Genomic DNA, 19,919 nt, shown 5'->3' with positions numbered 1-19,919 from the left:
CCTAGTCATTGCCGCAGCGCGCGTCAGCCAGCAGCTCAGCGCCCCGGTGTCGGTCAACTACTGGGGATTTCTTTGACCGTGTGCCGGTAGCAAAGAAGCCTGGCTGCCGATCGAGTACCGATCGCCTTGTTCGCGCGCTGCAACGCGCGAACGCGCTCGGCATGCCTCCCGTCATCCAGCCCGCACCCGCGGAGGTGTTGATCGTGACCTCGTCCCGACGGCCGATCCTGTTTGTGAGTTCACCGGAGAGCGGGTTGTTCAACTCGCTGTTCACCATCGCCACCGAGTTGTCGCGGCGGGGGGTGCCGGATCTGTGGTTCGCCACCGACGAGAAGCGGCGTGCGGACATCGAGAGCATCAACGAGGACAGCCCGGTGCGCTTTGCCTCCCTGGGCGAGGTGGTGCCCGAGTTCTCCTCCCCCACCTGGGACGACGAGACGTATCGGCGCGTCACTCAGCCCTCGCGGTGGAAGGCCCACCGCGCGCTCGTGGAGCACACCTTCAAACCGCAGCTGCGGGTCCCCAAGTACCGCGCTCTGGACGCGGTGGTGGATGAGGTCGAGCCCGCGCTGATGATCATAGACAGCGTGTCGTTCTTCGGTGTCGAGGTGGCCATCACCAGGAAGATCCCGTTCATGCTGAGCGTCCCCTTCCTGCCCAGCAACCTCTTCATGACCAGCCTTCGCTCCAACTTCCCCTCGGCACACTCCGGTCTGTCGCTCCACATGTCCTTCGCTCAGCGGATGGCCAATCGCTGGTTCAAGATCCGCAAGGTGGCGATGTTCTTCAAGCCGAGCATGCTCAAGACGCTCGGCGCCTTCAACCAGGTGCGCAAGGACCTCGGTATCGCCCCCGAGGCGGCCAAGATGACCGCGCGGACCGACCTGGCCGAACAGGTCCTGTGCTTCTCGGTCACCGGCCTGGAGTATCCGTTCCCGTTCCCCGACAACATGCGCCTGCTGGGCGCGATCGTGCCGCCACTGCCCGAGGCACCGGACGACGGCGGGCTGTCCCGGTGGCTCGACGCCCGGGACTCGGTGGTCTACATGGGCTTCGGTACGGTCACCCGGCTGACCGCCGACCAGGTGCGCTCCCTGGTGGAGGTGGTCCGCCGGCTCGATGGGCGCCACGATGTGCTGTGGAAGCTGCCCAAGGACCAGCAGCAGTTTCTGCCGCCGGACGGCGAACTGCCGGGCAATCTGCGGATCGAGAGCTGGGTGCCGTCCCAGCTCGATGTGCTGGCCCACCCGAACGTCAAGGTGTTCTTCACCCACGGCGGGGGCAACGGCTTCCACGAGGGCATCTACTTCGGCAAACCGCTGGTGGTCCGGCCGCTGTGGATCGACTGCTACGACCAGGCCGTACGCGGCGCGGACAGCGGGGTCAGTCTGACGCTTGACCGGCCGCAGACCTTCGACGTCGACGATGTGGTCGACAAGCTGACGCGGGTGCTGAACGAGGCCTCGTTCCACGAGCGGGCCCGGCACTTCGCCCAGGTGCAGCGGGAGGCGGGCGGTTTGAACACCGCGGCCGATCTGATTCTCGGTTCCCCCGCGCTGAAGTAGCGGCGCGCTGAAGTGACGACCGGCCGACACTCCTTGTCCGAACACCACCTACGTGGGAAGCGTGAAGATGGCAACCGCTGACGCAATTCCGATCGAGTTTCCGAGGCGGCAGCCAGGCCGTCTCTGCCCACCGGCGGAGTACGCCGGGCTGCGCTCGCAGGAGGGGCTGGTCAAGTCCTCACTGCCCAACGGCAGCACGGTGTGGCTCGTCACCCGCCACGAAGACGTACGCAGTGTGCTCACCGATCCCCGGATCAGCTCCAACCCCCTGCACGAGGGCTTCCCCAGCATGGGAAAGAACGGCACGGTGCCGCCGCCCGACCAGGTGCCCGGCTGGTTCGTCGCGTACGACCCGCCGGAACACGGCCGGTTCCGCAAGGCGCTCATCCCGGAATTCACGGTGCGGCGCATCAAGGAGATGCAGCCGGCCATCCAGCGCATCGTGGACAAGCTCATCGACGCCCTGCTCGAGGGCAGAAACTCCGCGGATCTGGTGGCCCAGTTCGCGCTGCCCGTGCCGTCCCTGGTCATCTGTGAGCTGCTGGGGGTGCCGTACTCCGACCATGAGTACTTCGAGTCCCGCACTCGCGTCCTGGTCACGTTCACCTCGACCGACGAGCAGCGGGAGAGCGCGGCCAAGGAGCTCATCACCTATCTGACCAAGCTGATCTCCATCAAGCACAAGTTCCCCGGCAACGATCTGATCAGCGGATTGCTGAAGAACGAGACGCTGACCGCCCAGGAGGTCTCCGGCATCGCGCTGCTGCTGCTGATCGCCGGCCATGAGACCACGGCCAACAACATCGCCCTCGGTGTGGTCATGCTGCTGCTGAACCGGGAGTGGATCGGGGATCCGCGCGCGGTCGAGGAGGCGCTGCGCTATCTGTCGGTCGCCGACCGGGTGGCGTTGCGGGTGGCGGTCGAGGACGTCGAGATCGGCGGTCAGCTGATCAAGGCCGGGGAGGGCATCGTGCCCCTGGGCGCGGCGGCCAACCATGACGAGAACGCCTTCGAGCGGGCCGACCAGTTCGATCCCGGCCGAACCGCGCGCCACCATGTGGCGTTCGGCTACGGCGTGCATCAGTGTCTCGGCCAGCACCTGGTCAGGTCCGAGATGGGGATCGCCTACCGGACGCTGTTCGAGCGGATTCCGACCCTGCGGCTCGCGGTGCCGCCCGAGGAACTGCCGTTCAAGGACGAAGGGATCCTGTTCGGCCTGCATGAACTGCCGGTCACCTGGTAGTTCCGACGGAGGTGAATACGTTGCGAATCAACGCGGACGCCGACCGCTGTGTCGGGGCCGGCCAGTGTGTGCTCGCCGCGCCGGACCTGTTCGACCAGGACGACGACGGCACCGTCACGGTGCTCTCGGAGCCCGGCGCGGCCACCAAGGACGCGGCCCGCGAGGCCGTCCACCTCTGCCCGTCCGGGGCCATCACCCTGGAGGAGGGGTGATGGCCCCGGTGCCTTCCTGGGTGTCTCGCCACGGCTCCTGACCCGGACGGCTCCTGACCGGACCTCGCGGCCCGGATGACGCGCTCCAGCCCCGTTGGAAGCCGTCATCCGGGCCGTTTGCCATGTCCCGGGCCGCCGGTGGGCCGTGGCGTGTCCGGGGAACGCCGACGGACGGAGCGTGTCCGGGGGCGCGCGGCAGCCGTGGCGTGTCCGGGGGCCGGCGGCATACGAGAGGCCCCCGGGCCCGTCCGCTCGACGAGCCCGGGGGCCGCCCCCGGCTTGCGGTCAGTGCTCGTTGCCGTCGAGCGCGGCCCTGACCAGGTCGTCCAGGTCCATCGCGTCGATCGAGTCCCCCGGCGCCTGCTCCGCCGTCGCCGCCGGCTGGCCGGCCAGCTGGAGCAGGGGCTCCAGCAGCCCGACCTCCCGTAGCCGGGCGAGAGGTACGGAGGTCAGCAGCGCCCGGATCTCGTTCTCCCGCTCGTCGGCGGGCGAACCACCGGCCGTTTCGGGTACGAGCTCCCGCAGCACATGCTCGGCGAGGGCGACGGGCGTGGGGTGGTCGAAGACGAGCGTGGCGGGCAGGCTCAGCCCGGTGGTCGCGGTGAGCTGGTTGCGCAGCTCGATCGCGGCCAGCGAGTCGAAGCCGAGGTCCTTGAACGCCCGGTCGGCACCGACGGCCTCGGGCCCCGTATACCCCAGCACCCCGGCGACCTGGGCGCGGACCAGGTCCAGCACCACCCGGGGCCGCTCCGCCGCCGCCCGCCCGAGCACCCGCTCCCGCAGCTCGGCCGCGGCCGACGCCTGGTCGTGCGGGGAGACCGTGGCGCCCGCGGTCAGCTCGGCGTACCGGGGCAGCTCCCGCAGCAGCGGGCTGGGCCGCAGGGTGGTGAAGGCGTGGATGAACCGGGCCTGGTCGATATCGGCGACCACGGAGGTGGGTTCATCGGAGCCCACCGCGCTGCACATGGCCGACAGCGCCGCCTCCGGGGCCATCGCGGCCACCCCGGTGCGGTGCGACGTCTCCTCGGCGCGGGCGCTCGCCGCCATGCCGCCACCGGCCCAGGCGCCCCAGGCCACCGAGGTGGCGGGCAGGCCCTGGTCCCGGCGCCGCTCGGCCAGCGCGTCCAGTACCGCGTTGGCGGCGGCGTAGTTGGCCTGGCCCGCGTTGCCCACGGCGCCGGACGCGGAGGAGAACAGCACGAAGGCCGTCAGGTCCAGGTCCCGGGTCAGCTCGTCCAGGACGGTCGCCGACTCCACCTTGGACCGGAACACCGTCTCGAACCGCTGGGGCGACAGACCGTCGAGGACCCCGTCGTCCAGCACCCCCGCCGCGTGCACCACAGCGGTCAGCGGGCAGTCGCCGGGGATGCCCGCCAGCAGGTCCGCCACCTGTCGGCGGTCGGCCACGTCGCAGGCCACGATGGACACCCGAACCCCCGTCCCGGCCAGCTCGGACCGCAGCTCCTCCGCTCCTTCGGCCCCGGGGCCGCTGCGGCTGGCCAGCACGATGTGCTCGGCGCCACTGCGGGCCAGCCACCGGGCGACATGGCCGCCCAGTGTCCCGGTGCCGCCGGTGACCAGCACCGTGCCCGAGGGCCGCCAGCCGCCCTCCGGCGAGGCGCCGACCGGCCGTTGCAGTCGGCGGCCGAACACGCCCGACGCGCGCACCGCGACCTGGTCCTCGGCCGGCTCCGTGCCGCCGGTCTTGCCCAGCACCGCGGCGAACCGGGCGGCGATCCGCCCGTCAAGCTCCTCGGGCAGATCGACCAACCCGCCCCAGCGCTGCGGGTGCTCGAGCGCGGCCACCCGGCCGAGCCCCCACACCGCGGCCTGCCGCGGGTCGGCCACGCGCTCCGTACGGCCGACCGACACCGCGCCCCGGGTGACACACCACAGCGGGGCCTCGACCTCGGCGTCGCCCAGGGCCTGCACCAGTACGGCGGTCAGGGCGAGTCCCGGCGGGACGACCGGCCCCGTGGAGTCGGCCACGGCCAGCAGCGACACCACGCCGACGGGCCGGGGCCCCTCGGCCATCCGTGCCCGCAGCCGCTCGGCCAGCGCCGCGCGGTCCGGTCCGGTGACCTCCAGCCGTACCGTCTCGGTGCCCAGCGCCGCGACCACCGCGTTCACCCAGGGGTCCTCGGCGTGTCCGGCCGGGACCACGGCGAGCCAGGTCCCCGAGGGGGCGGCCGGGGCCGGGCCGGTGAGCGGCTTCCAGCCGATCCGGTAGCGCCAGCTGTCGACCACCGACTGCTCGTGGCGTCGGCGGCGCCAGGACGAGAGCGCGGGCAGGACCATCGTCAACGCCTCGTCGTCGACGTCGAGCGTCGTCGCCAGCGAGGCGATGTCCGCCTGGTCGGCCCGTTCCACGGTGGCCCAGAAGTCCGCGTCCGCCGTATCGAGGGCCGTGGCTTCTTGACCGACGGCGTCCTCGGGGTTCTCGGGCCAGAAGCGCTGGTGCTGGAAGGGGTAGGTCGGCAGGTCGACCGGTCGGGCGCCGGAGGTGGCGAAGAAGCCCGCCCAGTCGACGCCGACGCCGTGGGTGTGCAGCCGGGCCACCGCCGCCACCAGGGCGGTCTCCTCGCCACGCGTCCTGCGCAGCGCGGGGACGAGAAGCGCGTCGGCCGACCGTTCGCCGAGGGTTTCCTGCGCCATGGCGGTCAGTACGGCGTCGGGCCCCACCTCCAGGAAGGTGGTGACGCCCTCGGCGGCGAGCCGGCTGACACCGTCGGCGAACCGCACCGTACGGCGGATGTGCTCCACCCAGTACTCCGGCGCGCGCACCCGCTCGGCCGACACCACATCGCCCGTCAGATTGGACACCAGCGCGATCCGTGGCGCCTCGAACGACAGACCGCGTACGACCCGCCCGAACTCCGCCAGCATCGGCTCCATCAGCGCGGAGTGGAAGGCATGGCTGACCGCCAGCCGTCTGGTCTTGCGGCCCTGCTCCTCGAACCTGGCCGCCACATCCCGTACGGCGGCCTCGTCGCCCGCCACGACCACCGACCGCGGACCGTTCACGGCCGCGACCGAGACCCGCTCGCCCAGATGGGGAGCCACCTCTTCCTCGGTGGCCTGCAACGCCACCATCGCTCCCCCGGGCGGCAGCTCCTGCATCAGCCGGCCGCGCGCGGCCACCAGGGCACACGCGTCCGGCAGCGAGAACACCCCCGCCACATGGGCGGCCGCGATCTCGCCGATCGAATGCCCCGCCAGATAGTCCGGGACGATCCCCCAGGACTCCAGCAGCCGGAACAGCGCCACCTCCACCGCGAACAGCGCGGGCTGGGTCCACCGTGTCTCGTCCAGCGCCTCCGCCTCGGCCGAACCGGGCTCCGCGAACACCACCTCGGACAGCGGCCGTTCCAGGTGGGCGTCCAGATGCGCGCACACCGCGTCGAACGCCTCGGCGAACACCGGGAAGGTCTCGTACAGCTCCCGGCCCATCCCGGCCCGCTGACTGCCCTGGCCCGAGAAGAGGAACGCGGTCCGGCCACCGGCCGCGGTGCCCTCCATCACCCGTGGGGACGGGCGTCCGTCCGCCACCGCCGCCAGGCCCTCGATCAACTCGTCGCGGTCCGCGCTCAGCACCGCGGCCCGCTCCTCGAAGGCCGACCGGGTGGCGGCCAGCGAGAACGCCAGGTCGGCGAGGCCGAGATCCGGGTCCGCGGTGACATGGTGGAGCATCAGCCGGGCCTGGTCGCGCAGCGCCTGGGGGGTACGGGCCGACAGGGCGACGGGCCACGCCGCGCCGTCACGCCGCGGCGCGGCCGGGGTCCGGGCGGGCTCGTCGTCGGGCGCCTGCTCGATGATCGCGTGGGCGTTGGTGCCACTGGCGCCGAACGAGGAGATCCCGGCCCGGCGCGGCCGCCCGGTCCCCGGCCACGCGGTGGCCTCGGCGGCCAGTTCCACGGCGCCCGCCGACCAGTCCACATGCGAGCTGGGGGCGTCCAGATGGAGGGTCCTGGGCACCACTCCGTGGCGCATCGCCATGACCGTCTTGATCACGCCCGCGACGCCCGCCGCCGACTGCGTATGCCCGATGTTGGACTTGACCGAGCCGAGCAGCAGGGGCTGGTCGGGGTCGCGGTCCTGGCCGTAGGTGGCCAGCAGCGCCTGGGCCTCGATCGGGTCGCCGAGGGTGGTGCCGGTGCCATGGGCCTCGACCACGTCCACGTCCGCGGGGGACAGTCCGGCGTTCGCGAGGGCGCGGCGGATGACCCGGCGCTGCGAGGGGCCGTTGGGGGCGGTCAGCCCGTTCGAGGCGCCGTCCTGGTTGACCGCCGAGCCGCGCAGGACCGCCAGGACGCGGTGCCCGTTGCGCCGGGCGTCGGACATCCGCTCCACCACGAGCATGCCGACGCCCTCGGACCAGCCGGTGCCGTCCGCGGCCTCGGCGAACGCCTTGCACCGGCCGTCCGGGGACAGGGCGCCCATGTCGCTGAACTCCACGAAACCCACGGGCGTGGACATCACCGTCACACCACCGGCCAGTGCCAGCGAACACTCGCCCGAGCGCAGCGCCTGGGCGGCCAGATGCAGCGCCACCAGGGACGAGGAGCAGGCGGTGTCCACGGTCACCGCCGGGCCCTCCAGGCCGAAGCTGTAGGAGAGGCGGCCGGAGATCAGGCTGGCCGCCTGCGCGGTCTGGGCGTGGCCGCGCTGGTCGGCGGGCGGGCGGTAGTCGCCGCTGGTGGCGCCGACGAAGACGCCCGTATCGCCACCGCGCAGCGTATGCGGGTCGACACCGGCCCGCTCCAGCGCCTCCCACGCTGCCTCCAGCACCAGCCGCTGCTGCGGGTCCATCACCATGGCCTCGCGCGGCGCGATACCGAAGAAGCCCGGGTCGAAGTCGGCGGCGTCGTAGAGGAACCCGCCCGACTGGGCCGTGCTGCGCCCGCGTCCGTCCCGGGTGCCGCCGCTCAGCGTGTCGAGGTCCCAGCCGCGGTCGGTGGGCAGCTGTCCGATCGCGTCGGCCTCGTCCACGACCAGTTGCCACAGGTCTTCGGGCGAGCGCACACCGCCGGGGTAGCGGCAGCTCATGCCGACGATCACGATCGGGTCGTCGGCGGTACGGGCGGGCAGCGACGCCGTGTCGTCGGCGCCGTCCTGCCCGAGCAGTTCGGCGTACAGGTGGCCGGCGAGCGCCGCCGGGGTCGGGTGGTCGAAGGCGAGGGTGGTGGGCAGGGGCAGACCGGTGGCCCGGGTCAGCTGGTTGCGCAGGTCCACCGCGGTCAGCGAGTCGAATCCGAGGTCCGAGAATGCCCGGTCGGCCTCGATCGCCTCGGCACCCGCATGGCCCAGCACCTCGGCGACCTCGCCGCGCACCAAGTCCAGCAGGGCGTGGGAGCGCTGGACGCCGGGCAGGCCCAGCAGCCGGGTCCGCAGCTCGGCCGCCGTGCCCGTGGCGCCGGCAACGTCGGTGTCCCGCTCGGCCGCCGCGGCTGCCAGCGCCGTACGGGCCTCGGGCAGCGCGGCGAACAGCGCGCTCGGCCGTACGGCGGTGAACGCCGGAGCGAACCGGTCCCAGGCCACGTCCGCGATCGTCACCGCGGCCGGCTCGCCGTCCACCGCCCGGCCCAGCGCGGTCGCCGCCAGCCGCGGCGGCAGGGCGGGCAGTCCGCTGAGTCGCAGATGTGCCGCCATCCCGTCGGGGGTGTCGGTGGGTGACGTGTCCCAGGCGCTCCAGGCCACCGAGGTGGCCGGGGCCCCGCGTGCCCGGCGCCGGCGGGCCAGCGCTTCGAGCGCGGCGTCCACGGCCGCGTCGGCGGCCCGCCCCGCCACGCCCCATACCCCGGCGACCGAGGTGAGCAGCACGAAGGCGTCCAGGGGCCGGTCGCCCAGCAGTTCGTCGAGGTGCGCCGCCTCCGCGGTCCGGTCCGCCAGCGCCGCCGCGAGCGGGGCGGGCCCGAGCGCGTCGATACGGTCCGTGGCGCCGGGCGCGACGGGTGACAGGTCGGGCTGTCCGGCGTGCACGACCGCGTCCGGCGGCAACTCGTCGAGCAGCGCCGCCAGGGCGCCGCGGTCGGCCGGGTCACACGCCCGCGCGGTCACCCGGACACCCGACTCGGCGAGTTCGGCGGCCAGTTCTGCGATGTCGGGCCCGTCGCGGTCCTGCGGGCCGGTCAGCACCAGATGCTCGGCCCCCTCCGCGGCCAGCCACCGGGCGAGCTGTCCTGCCGCGTCGCCGGTGCCACCCGTGACCCAGACGGTGCCCCGTGGCCGCCACCGCCCGTCGGGGACGGGCGCCGCGGCCCGCACCAGACGTCGGCCGAACACCCCGCCGGCGCGCACCGCGAGCTGGTCCTCCGCGGGGTCGCCCGCGCCGCCCGCCAGTACGGCCGTGAGCCGGGCGCGGGCCCGTTGGTCGAGAGAGCCGGGCAGGTCGACGAGCCCGCCCCAGCGCTCCGGGTGTTCCAGCGCGGCCACCCGGCCCAGGCCCCATACCGCGGCCTGCCCCGGATCCGCCGGGCCGTCACCGCGGCCCACGCGGACCGCGCCCACGGTGGCGCACCACAGGGGTGCCTCAATGCCCGCGTCGCCCAATGCCTGGATCAAGGCGCAGGTCAGCGCGGTGGCTTCGGGCCCGGTCCGCCCGGGGGCGAGCAGGGACAGCACACCCGCGAACTGTTCCCGCATCTCACCAAGCCGTGCGGCCAGGGCGGCCCGGTCCGCGTCCGCCACTTCGATGCGTACGGTGCCCGATTCCCCCTGACCCAACGTCTCGGCGACGGCCGCCAACCACTCCTCGTCGACCACCCTGGCGTCGTCGGGGGCGGGGACGAGCAGCAGCCAGGTGCCTTCCAGGGCGCCGACCGGCGTCCCGGCGAAGGCCGGGCCGGTCAGCGGTGTCCAGCTCGCCTCGTAACGCCAGCCGTCCACGACGGACTCGTCGTGGCGGGACCGGCGCCACGACGACAGCGCGGGCACCACCGCGGTCAGCGAATCGCCGTCCACCTCCAGCGTGGCCGCCAGCGACTCCAGGTCCTCCCGCTCCACGGCCGACCAGAACTCCGCGTCCACCGGATCGACCACCGCGCTCTCCGCCGCGCCCGGTGCCAACTCGGGCCAGAAACGCTCGCGCTGGAAGGCGTACGTCGGCAGGGTGGTCAGGTGCGCGCCGGTGCCGCCGAAGTACGCCGACCAGTCCACCGGCATCCCGTGCACATACAGCGCGCCCAGCGCCACCGTGATCTCGGTCTCCTCGTCGCGGTCCGCGCGCAGCAGCGGGGCCACCAGCGGTTCGGGCCGCTCATCGGCCAGCGTGTGCCGGGCCATCGCGGCCAGCACCCGGTCCGGGCCCAGCTCGACGAAGGCGGTCGCGCCCGCGTCCCGCAGGGTGCGTACGCCGTCGGCGAACCGTACGGTCTCCCGCACCTGGCGCACCCAGTACGCGGGTGAGCACAGCTCCTCGGCCGTGGCGAGGCGGCCGGTCAGGGTGGAGACGACGGGGATCCGCGGCTCCTGGTACGCCAGGTGTCCGGCCACCGTGGCGAACGGGTCGAGCATCGGCTCCATCAGCGGCGAGTGGAAGGCGTGCGAGACCCGCAGCCGCCTGGTCCTGCGCCCGCGGGACTCCAGCCGCGCGGCGATCCGCGCCACCGCCTCCTCGTCACCGGCGATCACCGTCGCGGTGGGGCCGTTGACCGCCGCGATGGACACCAGCTCGCCGTGTCCGGCCAGCAGCGGGGAGACCTCGTCCTCGGCCGCCTCCAGCGAGACCATCGCGCCACCGGCCGGCAGCGCCTCCATCAGCCGTGCCCGCGCCGCCACCAGCCGGCACGCGTCGGCGAGCGAGAACACCCCGGCGACGTGGGCCGCCGCCAGTTCCCCGATGGAGTGGCCGGCCAGCAGGTCCGGCCGTACTCCCCACGACTCCAGCAGCCGGAACAGGGCCACTTCGACGGCGAACAGGGCCGGCTGGGTGTATCCCGTACGGTCCAGCAGCTCGGCCTCGGCCGTCCCGGCGTCGGCGAAGAACACCTCCCGCAGCGGGCGGTCCAGCTCCACGTCCAGATGGGCCAGTACGTCGTCCAGCGCCTCGGCGAAGGCCGGGTAGCGGTCGTGGAGTGCCCGTCCCATACCGGGCCGCTGGCTGCCCTGGCCCGAGAAGAGGAACGCCGTCCTGCCGCCGGGCGCGCGTATCACCCCGCGGGCCGCCTCCGTGACTCCGTCGCCGGTGGCCAGCAGCACCGCGCGGTGGTCGAACGCCGGGCGGCCGGTGGCCAGGGTGTACCCCACGGCCACGGGGGACGGCCGCGGATCGCTCCTTTCGATGAAAGAGGTGAGCCCGTCGAGCTGCGCGCTCAAGCCCTCGGGGCCACGGCCCGAGACCACCCATGGCACCACGGCCGGGATCCGTTCGGGCTCGTACGGCTCGGAAGGTTCGGCCATCGGCGCCTGTTCGACGATCACATGGGCGTTGGTGCCACTGACGCCGAAGGCCGACACACCGGCCCGCCACGGCCGGCCCGTCCGCGGCCACGGCGTGGCCTCGCGCACCAGCGACACCGCGCCCGATGCCCAGTCCACATGCGAGGACGGCATGTCCACATGCAGGGTCCTGGGCAGCACACCGTGTCGCATCGCCATGACCATCTTGATGACACCCGCCACCCCGGCCGCGGCCTGGGTGTGACCGATGTTGGACTTCACGGTGCCCAGCAGCAGCGGTTCCGGGCGCTCCCGGCCGTAGGCGGCGAGCAGGGCGTGTGCCTCGACGGGGTCGCCCAGGGTGGTGCCGGTGCCGTGCGCCTCCACCGCGTCGACGTCGGCCGGCGTCAGCCGCGCATCGGAGAGGGCCTGCCGGATCACCCGTTGCTGCGCGGGACCGTTGGGCGCCGTCAGCCCGTTGGACGCGCCGTCCTGGTTGACCGCGGTGCCGCGCACCACGCCCCAGACCTCGTGCCCGTTGCGTACGGCGTCCGACAGCCGCTCCAGGACCAGCACCCCGACGCCCTCGGACCAGGCGGTGCCGTCGGCGGCGTCGGCGAACGCCTTGCACCGGCCGTCGGGGGCCAGTCCGCCCTGCACGCTGAACTCGGTGAACGAGTCCGGGCTCGACATCACCGACACGCCACCGGCCAGGACGAGCGAGCACTCACCGCGCCGCAGCGCCTGGGCCGCCCAGTGCAGCGACACCAGCGAGGACGAGCAGGCGGTGTCGACCGTGACCGCCGGGCCTTCGAGCCCCAGGGTGTACGACAGCCGCCCGGACATGACGCTGGCCGTGTTGCCGGTGGCCACATGGCCGCGCACATCGGCGGTGGCCTTGCGCAGCACACCCGCGTAGTCCTGCCCGTTGGTGCCCACGAACACGCCTGTGTCGCTGCCCCGGAGGGTGGCGGGGTCGATCCCGGCCCGCTCCAGCGCCTCCCAGGAGGTTTCCAGCAGCAGCCGCTGCTGGGGGTCCATGGCAAGGGCCTCGCGCGGGGAGATCCCGAAGAACGCGGCGTCGAAGTCGCCCGCGCCGGGCAGGAAACCGCCCTCCCGCGTGGCGGAGGCGCCGCCCGCGAGCGCGTCGAGGTCCCATCCCCGGTCGGTGGGGAACGGTGTGATGCCGTCGCCGCCGTCGGCGAGCAGCCGCCACAGGTCCTCGGGCGACGCCACGCCGCCGGGGAACCGGCAACTGACACCGACGATGGCGATCGGGTCGTCGGCCGCGGAGGGCGCCGCCGCAGCCGTCGGGGCCAGCGCGGTGTCCACCGCCGCGCCGAGCACTTCGGCGAGCAGGAAGTCCGCCAGCGCGTACGGCGTGGGGTAGTCGTAGACCAGGGAGGACGGCAGGGTCAGCCCGGTCTCCGCCGACAGCGCGTTGCGCAACTCGACCGTGGTGAGCGAGTCGAAGCCCAGATCCCGGAATGCCTGGTCGGGGGCGATGGCCGTGGTGTCGCCGTGTCCGAGTACGGCGGCCACCCGGCCGCGCAGCAGGTCCAGTACGTACGCGCCGCGCTCGGCCTCGGGGAGGCCGGTCAGCCGGCCGTGCAGCCCCTGCCCGTCCGACAGCGCGCCGCCGCGGCCGGTGTCCGTCGCCTCCCGGGCGCGCCGTGCTTCCGGCAGGTCCGCCACCAGGGGCGCGGGCCGTGCCGTGGCGAACACGTCGAGGAAGCGGTCCCAGTCGATGTCGGCGACGGTCAACGCCCGCTCGTCGCGTTCGAGGGCCTGTCGGAGCGCGGCGACGGCCAGCCGTGGGGGCATTGGCGTGTAGCCGCCCCGGCGTACGCGGCCCTCCAGCGCCGCGCCGTCGGCCACCATCCCGGCCTCGGCCCACGGTCCCCAGGCGAGGGAGGTGGCGGTCAGACCGCGGTCCCGGCGGCGCTGGGCCAGGGCGTCCAGATAGGCGTTGGCCGCGGCGTAGTTGCCCTGCCCCGGGGCGCCTATGGTGCCCGCGACCGAGGAGAACAGGACGAACGCGGCGAGGCCGTGGTCCTCGGTCAGCTCGTCGAGGTTGCGGGCGGCCCGCGCCTTCGACCGCATCACGGCGGTGAACCGGTCCGGGGTGAGGGCGTCCACCACCCCGTCGTCCAGGACGCCCGCGGTGTGGATCACGGCCGTCAGCGGGGTGTCGGCAGGGATCCGGTCCAGCACGGCGGCCAGCGTGTCGCGGTCCGCGGCGTCGCATGCCTCGACGGTGACGCGGGCGCCGAGCTCGGTCAGCTCCCGGACGAGGTCGTCCGCACCCGGCGCGCTCGGCCCCCGGCGGCTCAGGAGCACCAGATGCGCGGCGCCCTCGGCGGCCAGCCAGCGGGCGAGGTGCCCGCCGAGGGCACCGGTGCCGCCGGTGATCAGTACGGTGCCGGTCGGGGTGAACTCCCCCTGGTCAGTGGCGGGTTCAGCCGGGATGCGGGTCAGCCGCCGTGCGTAGGCGCCGGACGCGCGCACCGCCACCTGGTCCTCGCCGCCGGTCCGCTCCAGCACCCCGGCGAGTCGGCGTACGGCCTTCGGCTCGGGATCCGCGGGCAGGTCGACAAGGCCGCCCCAGCGCTCCGGGTGTTCGAGGGCGGCCACCCGGCCAAGTCCCCACACCGCGGCCTGCGCCGGATCGAGGACCGGCTCGGAGCGGCCGATCGACACGGCGCCCCGGGTGAGGCACCACAGCGGGGCCTCGACGCCCGCGTCGCCCAGGGCCTGGACCACGGTGGCGGCCCGCGCCGCGTCCGTGGCCGGATCGCCCTCGTCGCCGGGTGTGTGGTGCGCGGGCAGCGCCAGGACGCCGGTGAACCCCATGCCCTCGGTGTCGGCTTGGCCCAGCAGCTCGGCCAGCGTGGCCCGGTCCTCGGCCGCGGACTCGACCAGTACGGTCGGCACGCCGAGGCCGTCGAGGACCGCGCGCGCCCACGCGTCCTCGGCCGCGCCGGGCGGCGCCACGACCAGCCAGCGCCCCGAGAGCGCGGGGGCACTGGACGCGTTGCCGGTGACGGGTTTCCAGGTGACGCGGTAGCGCCAGCTGTCGGTGGCGGACCGGTCGCGGCGCTGTTTGCGCCAGGTCGACAGCGCGGGCACCATCGCCGTCAGCACACCGTCGTCCAGATCGAGCGCAGAGGACAGGGTTTCCAGGTCGGCCCGTTCCACGGCCGACCAGAACTCGGTGTCCTCGGCCCGCGCCGCGTCCGTCACACCGTCGCCGTCCGCCCCGGCGACGGTCTCGGGCCAGAAGCGGCGGCGCTGGAACGCGTAGGTGGGCAGGTCGACGCGGTGCGCCCCGGATCCGGCGAAGAAGGCGGTCCAGTCCACGCCGACGCCGTGGGTGTGCAGCCGCGCCAGCGCGAAGACGAGCGCGGACACCTCGGCACGGCCCCTGCGCAGCACCGGGAGCAGCGCAGTACGCGGCCGGTCCGCCAGGCTCTCCTGGGCCATCGCGCTCAGCACCCCGTCGGGGCCCAGCTCCAGGAAGGCGGTGACGCCCTGCCCGGCCAGCCACTCCACCCCGTCGGCGAACCGCACGGTGCGGCGCACATGCTCCACCCAGTACTCCGGCGAGCACACGTCCTCGGCCGAGGCCGGCCCTCCGGTCAGGTTCGAGACCAGGGCGATACGCGGGGCCTCATACGAAAGCCCCTCCGCGACCTGACGGAACTCGGCCAGCATCGGCTCCATCAGCGGTGAGTGGAAGGCGTGGCTGACCGTCAGCCGCCGGGTCTTACGGCCCTCCTCGGCGAACCGCGCGGCGATCTGCTCGACCGCGGACTCCTCACCGGCCACCACCACCGAACGCGGCCCGTTCACTGCCGCGATCGACACTCCCTCGCCCAGTTGGGGGACGACCTCGTCCTCCGCCGCCTCGATCGCCACCATGCACCCGCCCGGGGGCAGCTCCTGCATCAGCCGGGCCCGGGCCGCCACCAGTGCGCACGCATCGGCCTGCGACAGCACCCCCGCCACATGCGCGGCGGCGATCTCGCCGATCGAGTGACCCGCCAGATAGTCGGCCGTGATCCCCCAGGATTCGACGAGGCGGTACAGCGCCACCTCGATGGCGAACAGGGCGGGCTGCGTCCAGCCCGTGCGGTCCACAAGCTCCGCTTCCGCCGTCCCCTCCTCGGCGAACAGCACCTCGCGCAGCGGCCGTTCGAGGTGGCCGTCCAGATGCGCGCACATCTCGTCCAGGGCCTCGGCGAACACCGGGAACGCCTCGTACAACTCCCGGCCCATCCCGGCCCGCTGGCTGCCCTGGCCGGAGAAGAGGAACGCGGTCCGGCCACCGGCCACGCCTCCCTGGAGGAGGGCGGCGTGCGGGTCTCCGTCGCGCAGCGCGGAGAGGCCGCTCAGCAGCTCCGCCCGGTCCGCCGCCACGACCGTGGCGCGCCGCTCCAGCGCGGAGCGGGTGGTGGCCAGGGAGAAAGCCACATCCTTCAGGGGCAGTTCGGGCCGTGTCTCCAGCAGCGAGAGCAGCCGGGCCGCCTGGGCGCGCAGGGCCTCGTCGCCGCGGGCGGAGAGGGTGACGGGCGCCGGGGCGGAGAGGGCGCCATCGTCGGTGGGCTCTGCGGGCTCCGCCGCCCCAGGTGCCTGTTCGAGCACGGTGTGGGCGTTGGTGCCGCTGAGGCCGAAGGAGGAGACGGCCGCCCGCCGGGGGCGCCCGGTGGCGGGCCACTCGACCGGTCCGGTCAGCAGCTCGATGGCGCCGGCCGACCAGTCCACGTGGGAGGAGGGCTGATCGACATGGAGGGTGAGCGGCAGCAGCCCCCGGCGCATGGCCATGACCATCTTGATCACACCGGCCATGCCGGAGGCCATCTGAGTGTGGCCGATGTTGGACTTGACCGAGCCGAGCAGCAGCGGGCGTTCGCGGTCCTGCCCGTAGGTGGCCAGCAGCGCCTGGGCCTCGATCGGGTCGCCGAGCGCGGTGCCCGTGCCGTGGCCCTCGATCGCGTCGATCTCTCCCGCGGTGAGCCGGGCGTTGGCCAGGGCCTGCCGGATGACCCGCTGCTGCGCCGGGCCGTTGGGGGCGGTCAGCCCGTTCGACGCGCCGTCCTGGTTGATCGCGGAGCCGCGGACCAGCGCGAGCACCGGGTGGCCGTTGCGCAGCGCGTCGGACAGCCGCTCGATCAGGACGAGCCCGACGCCCTCGGCCAGGCTCATGCCGTCGGCCGCGTCGGAGTACGCCTTGCACCGGCCGTCGGCGGCCATCGCCCGCTGCCTGCTGAAGCCCACGAACGCGCTGGGGGTGGCCATCACGCTGACGCCGCCCGCCAGGGCGAGGGAGCTCTCCCCGTCACGCAGCGACTGACAGGCCAGATGCAGCGCCACCAGCGAGGACGAGCACGCCGTGTCCAGGGTGACCGCGGGGCCCTCGAGCCCGAACACATAGGACACCCGGCCCGACAGCACACTGGACAGAGTGCCGGTGATCATGTGGCCCTCGGAGCCCTCGGCGGCCCCCCGCACACCCGTGGTGTAGTCCTGGTAACTGGCGCCGATGAACGTCCCGGTGTTGCTGCCGCGCAGCGTGGCCGGGTCGACACCGGCACGTTCGAACGCCTCCCACGCGGTCTCCAGCAGCAGCCGCTGCTGTGGGTCCATCGCCACGGCCTCGCGCGGCGAGATCCCGAAGAACGCGGCGTCGAAGTCGGCCACGTCGTGCAGGAAACCGCCCTGGGTGGAGTACGTCCTGCCCTTGCGGTCCGGGTCCGGATCGTAGAGGGCATCGGCGTCCCAGCCGCGGTCCGCCGGGAAACCGGTGATGCCGTCTCCTCCGCCGACGACGAGATCCCACAACTCCTCGGGGGAGGCCACACCTCCCGGGTAACGGCAGCTCATGCCGACGATGGCGATGGGCTCGTCGTCGGCGACCGCGGCGGCGGGCGCGAGGCCGGACCCGGCCGGTGCGTCCCGGTCGGCGGCGATCAGCACCCGCAGATACGTGGCGAGGGCGGCCGGGCTCGGGTGGTCGAAGACCAGGGTGGTCGGCAGCGTCAGGCCGGTGGCGGCGGCGAGCCGGTTGCGCAGATCCACCGCGGTCAGCGAGTCGAACCCGATATCGCGGAAGGCCCGTTCTTCCGTAAGCGCCTCAGGCGAGCCATGTCCCAGGACCGCCGCCGCCTCGGTACGGACCAGCTCCAGCAGCAGCCGGTCCCGCTCGGCGGCGGGCAGGGACTGCAGCCTCGCCGCGAACTCACCCTGGGCGCTACCGGACGGCTCGGCGGCCTCCGCCCGCCGCTGTACCTCGGGCACCTCGTCGAACAGGCGCGTCGGCCGCACCGAGGTGAAGACCTGGTAGTAGCGCTCCCAGTCGACATCGGCGACGACCAGCGCGGACTCGTCGTCGTCCAGGGCCTGCCGCAGCCCGGCCAGGGCCGGCTCGGGGTCCATGAAGACCAGGCCACTGCGGCGGATCTGCTCCGGGTCGACCCGGCCCAGCCGGGTGTCATCGGACCAGATGCCCCAGGCCAGCGAGGTGGCGGGCAGTCCGCGGGCGCGGCGGTGGTCGGCGAGCGCGCCGAGGAAGGCGTTGCCCGCCACATAGGCCGCGTGGCGGCCGCTGCCCCAGGTTCCGGCCGTGGACGAGTAGAGGACGAGGGCGTCGAGTTCATCGCCGTCGAGCAGTTCGTCCAGGTGCCGGGCCCCGGCCACCTTGGCGTTGATGACCTCGGCGAACTCGGCCATGGTGGTCTCGTCCAGGCTGTGCAGCGCGATGCTCGCGGCCGTGTGCACGGCGGTACGGACCGTACGGCCGTCTTCCTTGAGCCGCGCCAGCAGGGCGGCGAGCGCCGCGCGGTCGGTGACATCACACGCCACGACCTCGACCTCGACGTCCAGCTCGGCCAGTTCGGCCACGAGCGCGGGCGCACCGGGCGCGGCCATGCCCCGCCTGCTGGTCAGCACGATGTGCTCGGCACCCTGCCCGGCGAGCCAGCGGGCCAGATGCGGCGCCAGGGTCCCGGTGCCGCCGGTGATCAGCGTGGTCCCGCGCGGGGTCCAGCGCCGGTCCGGTTCGGTGTCGCCCGCGGACGCGCGCACGACACGCCGGGCGAGCACACCGGAGGCGCGGATCGCGAGTTGGTCCTCGCCGGTGGCCCCCGCCAGTACCGCTGCCAGCCGCTGGGCGGCGCGCTGATCGAAGGTCTCGGGCAGATCGACCAGACCGCCCCAGCGGTCGGGGTGCTCGAGCGCGGCCGTCCAGCCGACGCCGTGCACCTGGGCCTGGACGGGGCTCGTCACGCGGTCGGAGCGTCCGGCGGACACCGCGCCCCGGGTGAGGCACCACAGCGGCGCGTCGATACGCGCGTCACCGAGGGCCTGGACCAGGGCCACGGTCAGGGCGAGGCCGTTGGCCAGCGCGGGGTGGTCGCTGTGCGGTTCCTCGGCGGCGGCGAGCAGGGAGACGACCCCGGCGAGGCCCGGGGAGCCGTCCTCAGAGGGTGATGTGACGTCGCTGAGGCGCGCCGCCAGCACGGCGCGGTCGGCGCATGATTCGTCCAGCGCCAGTCGGCGTACGTCCGCGCCGTGTCCCGCGAGAGCCGCGGTCACCTCGCCGTCCGCGATGCCCTCGGCGGTGACGACCAGCCAGGTGCCGGACAGGGACGCGGTGGGGACGCCGCGCAGCGGGCGCCAGGCGACCCGGTAGCGCCAGCCGTCCACGGTGGCCCGGTCCTGGCGCCGCCGGCGCCAGGACGACAGCGCGGGCAACACCGCGGCCAGCGAGGTCTCGTCGATATGGAGGGCGGAGGTCAGGGACGCGATGTCCTGTTGCTCGACCGCGGTCCAGAAACGGGTGTCCTCCGGGTCCGCCCGGCCGTCCGGGTCCGGCCCGGCGGGCATGGCCCAGAAGTGCTCCCGCTGGAACGCGTAGGTGGGCAGTTCCACATGGTGGGTGTCGAAGTCCGCGAACGTGCCCGCCCAGTCGACCGGCACACCGCGCACGAACGCCTGGGCCAGCGAGGTGAGGAACCGGTCGAGACCGCCGTGGTCGCGGCGCAACGTGCCGCAGACGACGGCCTGGCAGTCGGTGTCGTCCACCGTCTCCTGGACCCCGACGGTGAGTACGGGGTGGGAGCTGACCTCGATGAACGCCCTGTGTTCCTGCGCCAGAAGGGCGCGGATCGCCGGTTCGAAGCCGACCGTCTGCCGAAGATTGCGGTACCAGTAGTCCGCGTCCATACCCGTGGTGTCGAGCCAGTCACCGGTCACCGTGGAGAAGAACGGCACCTCCGCCGTGCGCGGAGACAGCGGTGCCAGCCGGTCCAGCAGCTCTTCGTGAAGCTCTTCGACGTGCGCGGAGTGGGACGCGTAGTCCACCGCGATCCGCCGGATACGCACCTCCTCGCCCGTCAGCTCCTCGACCAGCTCATCCAACGCCTCCCGGTCACCCGACACCACCACCGAGCGAGGCCCATTGACCGCCGCGACCGACACCCGGCCACCCCAACGCTCCAGCCACGCCTCGACCTCCACGACCGG

At 73.6% G+C, this 19,919-nt stretch carries 4 protein-coding genes; 3 read left to right on the top strand and 1 reads right to left on the bottom strand.

Translation table 11 applies throughout. From position 1 onward, the window contains the following. The first annotated feature begins 203 nt into the window (after window positions 1-203). The 3 genes from ACFV2X_RS50165 to ACFV2X_RS50155 all read left to right on the top strand — a co-directional run bounded on the left by ACFV2X_RS50165 (window position 204) and on the right by ACFV2X_RS50155 (window position 3,020). Entirely contained in the window at window positions 204-1,565 is a 1,362-nt protein-coding gene (locus ACFV2X_RS50165) for a glycosyltransferase (protein ID WP_385629766.1), read from the top strand. A 67-nt stretch (window positions 1,566-1,632) separates the two neighbouring features. Beyond that, window positions 1,633-2,808: a cytochrome P450 gene (locus tag ACFV2X_RS50160; RefSeq protein WP_385629763.1), complete on the top strand. Its 1,176-nt coding sequence runs from the start codon at window positions 1,633-1,635 to the stop codon at window positions 2,806-2,808. Between the two features lie 20 nt (window positions 2,809-2,828). After that, window positions 2,829-3,020, top strand: a complete 192-nt coding sequence (locus tag ACFV2X_RS50155; RefSeq protein WP_385629760.1) for a ferredoxin — start codon at window positions 2,829-2,831, stop codon at window positions 3,018-3,020. 285 nt (window positions 3,021-3,305) lie between these two features. Here ACFV2X_RS50155 and ACFV2X_RS50150 read toward each other — a convergent pair. After that, window positions 3,306-19,919, bottom strand: a 16,614-nt coding sequence (locus ACFV2X_RS50150; RefSeq protein ID WP_385629757.1) for a type I polyketide synthase, incomplete at its 5' end; no start/stop codon positions are given.

The sequence above is a fragment of the Streptomyces sp. NPDC059679 genome (assembly GCF_042734105.1).
Taxonomy (GTDB): domain Bacteria; phylum Actinomycetota; class Actinomycetes; order Streptomycetales; family Streptomycetaceae; genus Streptomyces.
This window is presented reverse-complemented; position numbering and strand designations above follow the sequence as displayed.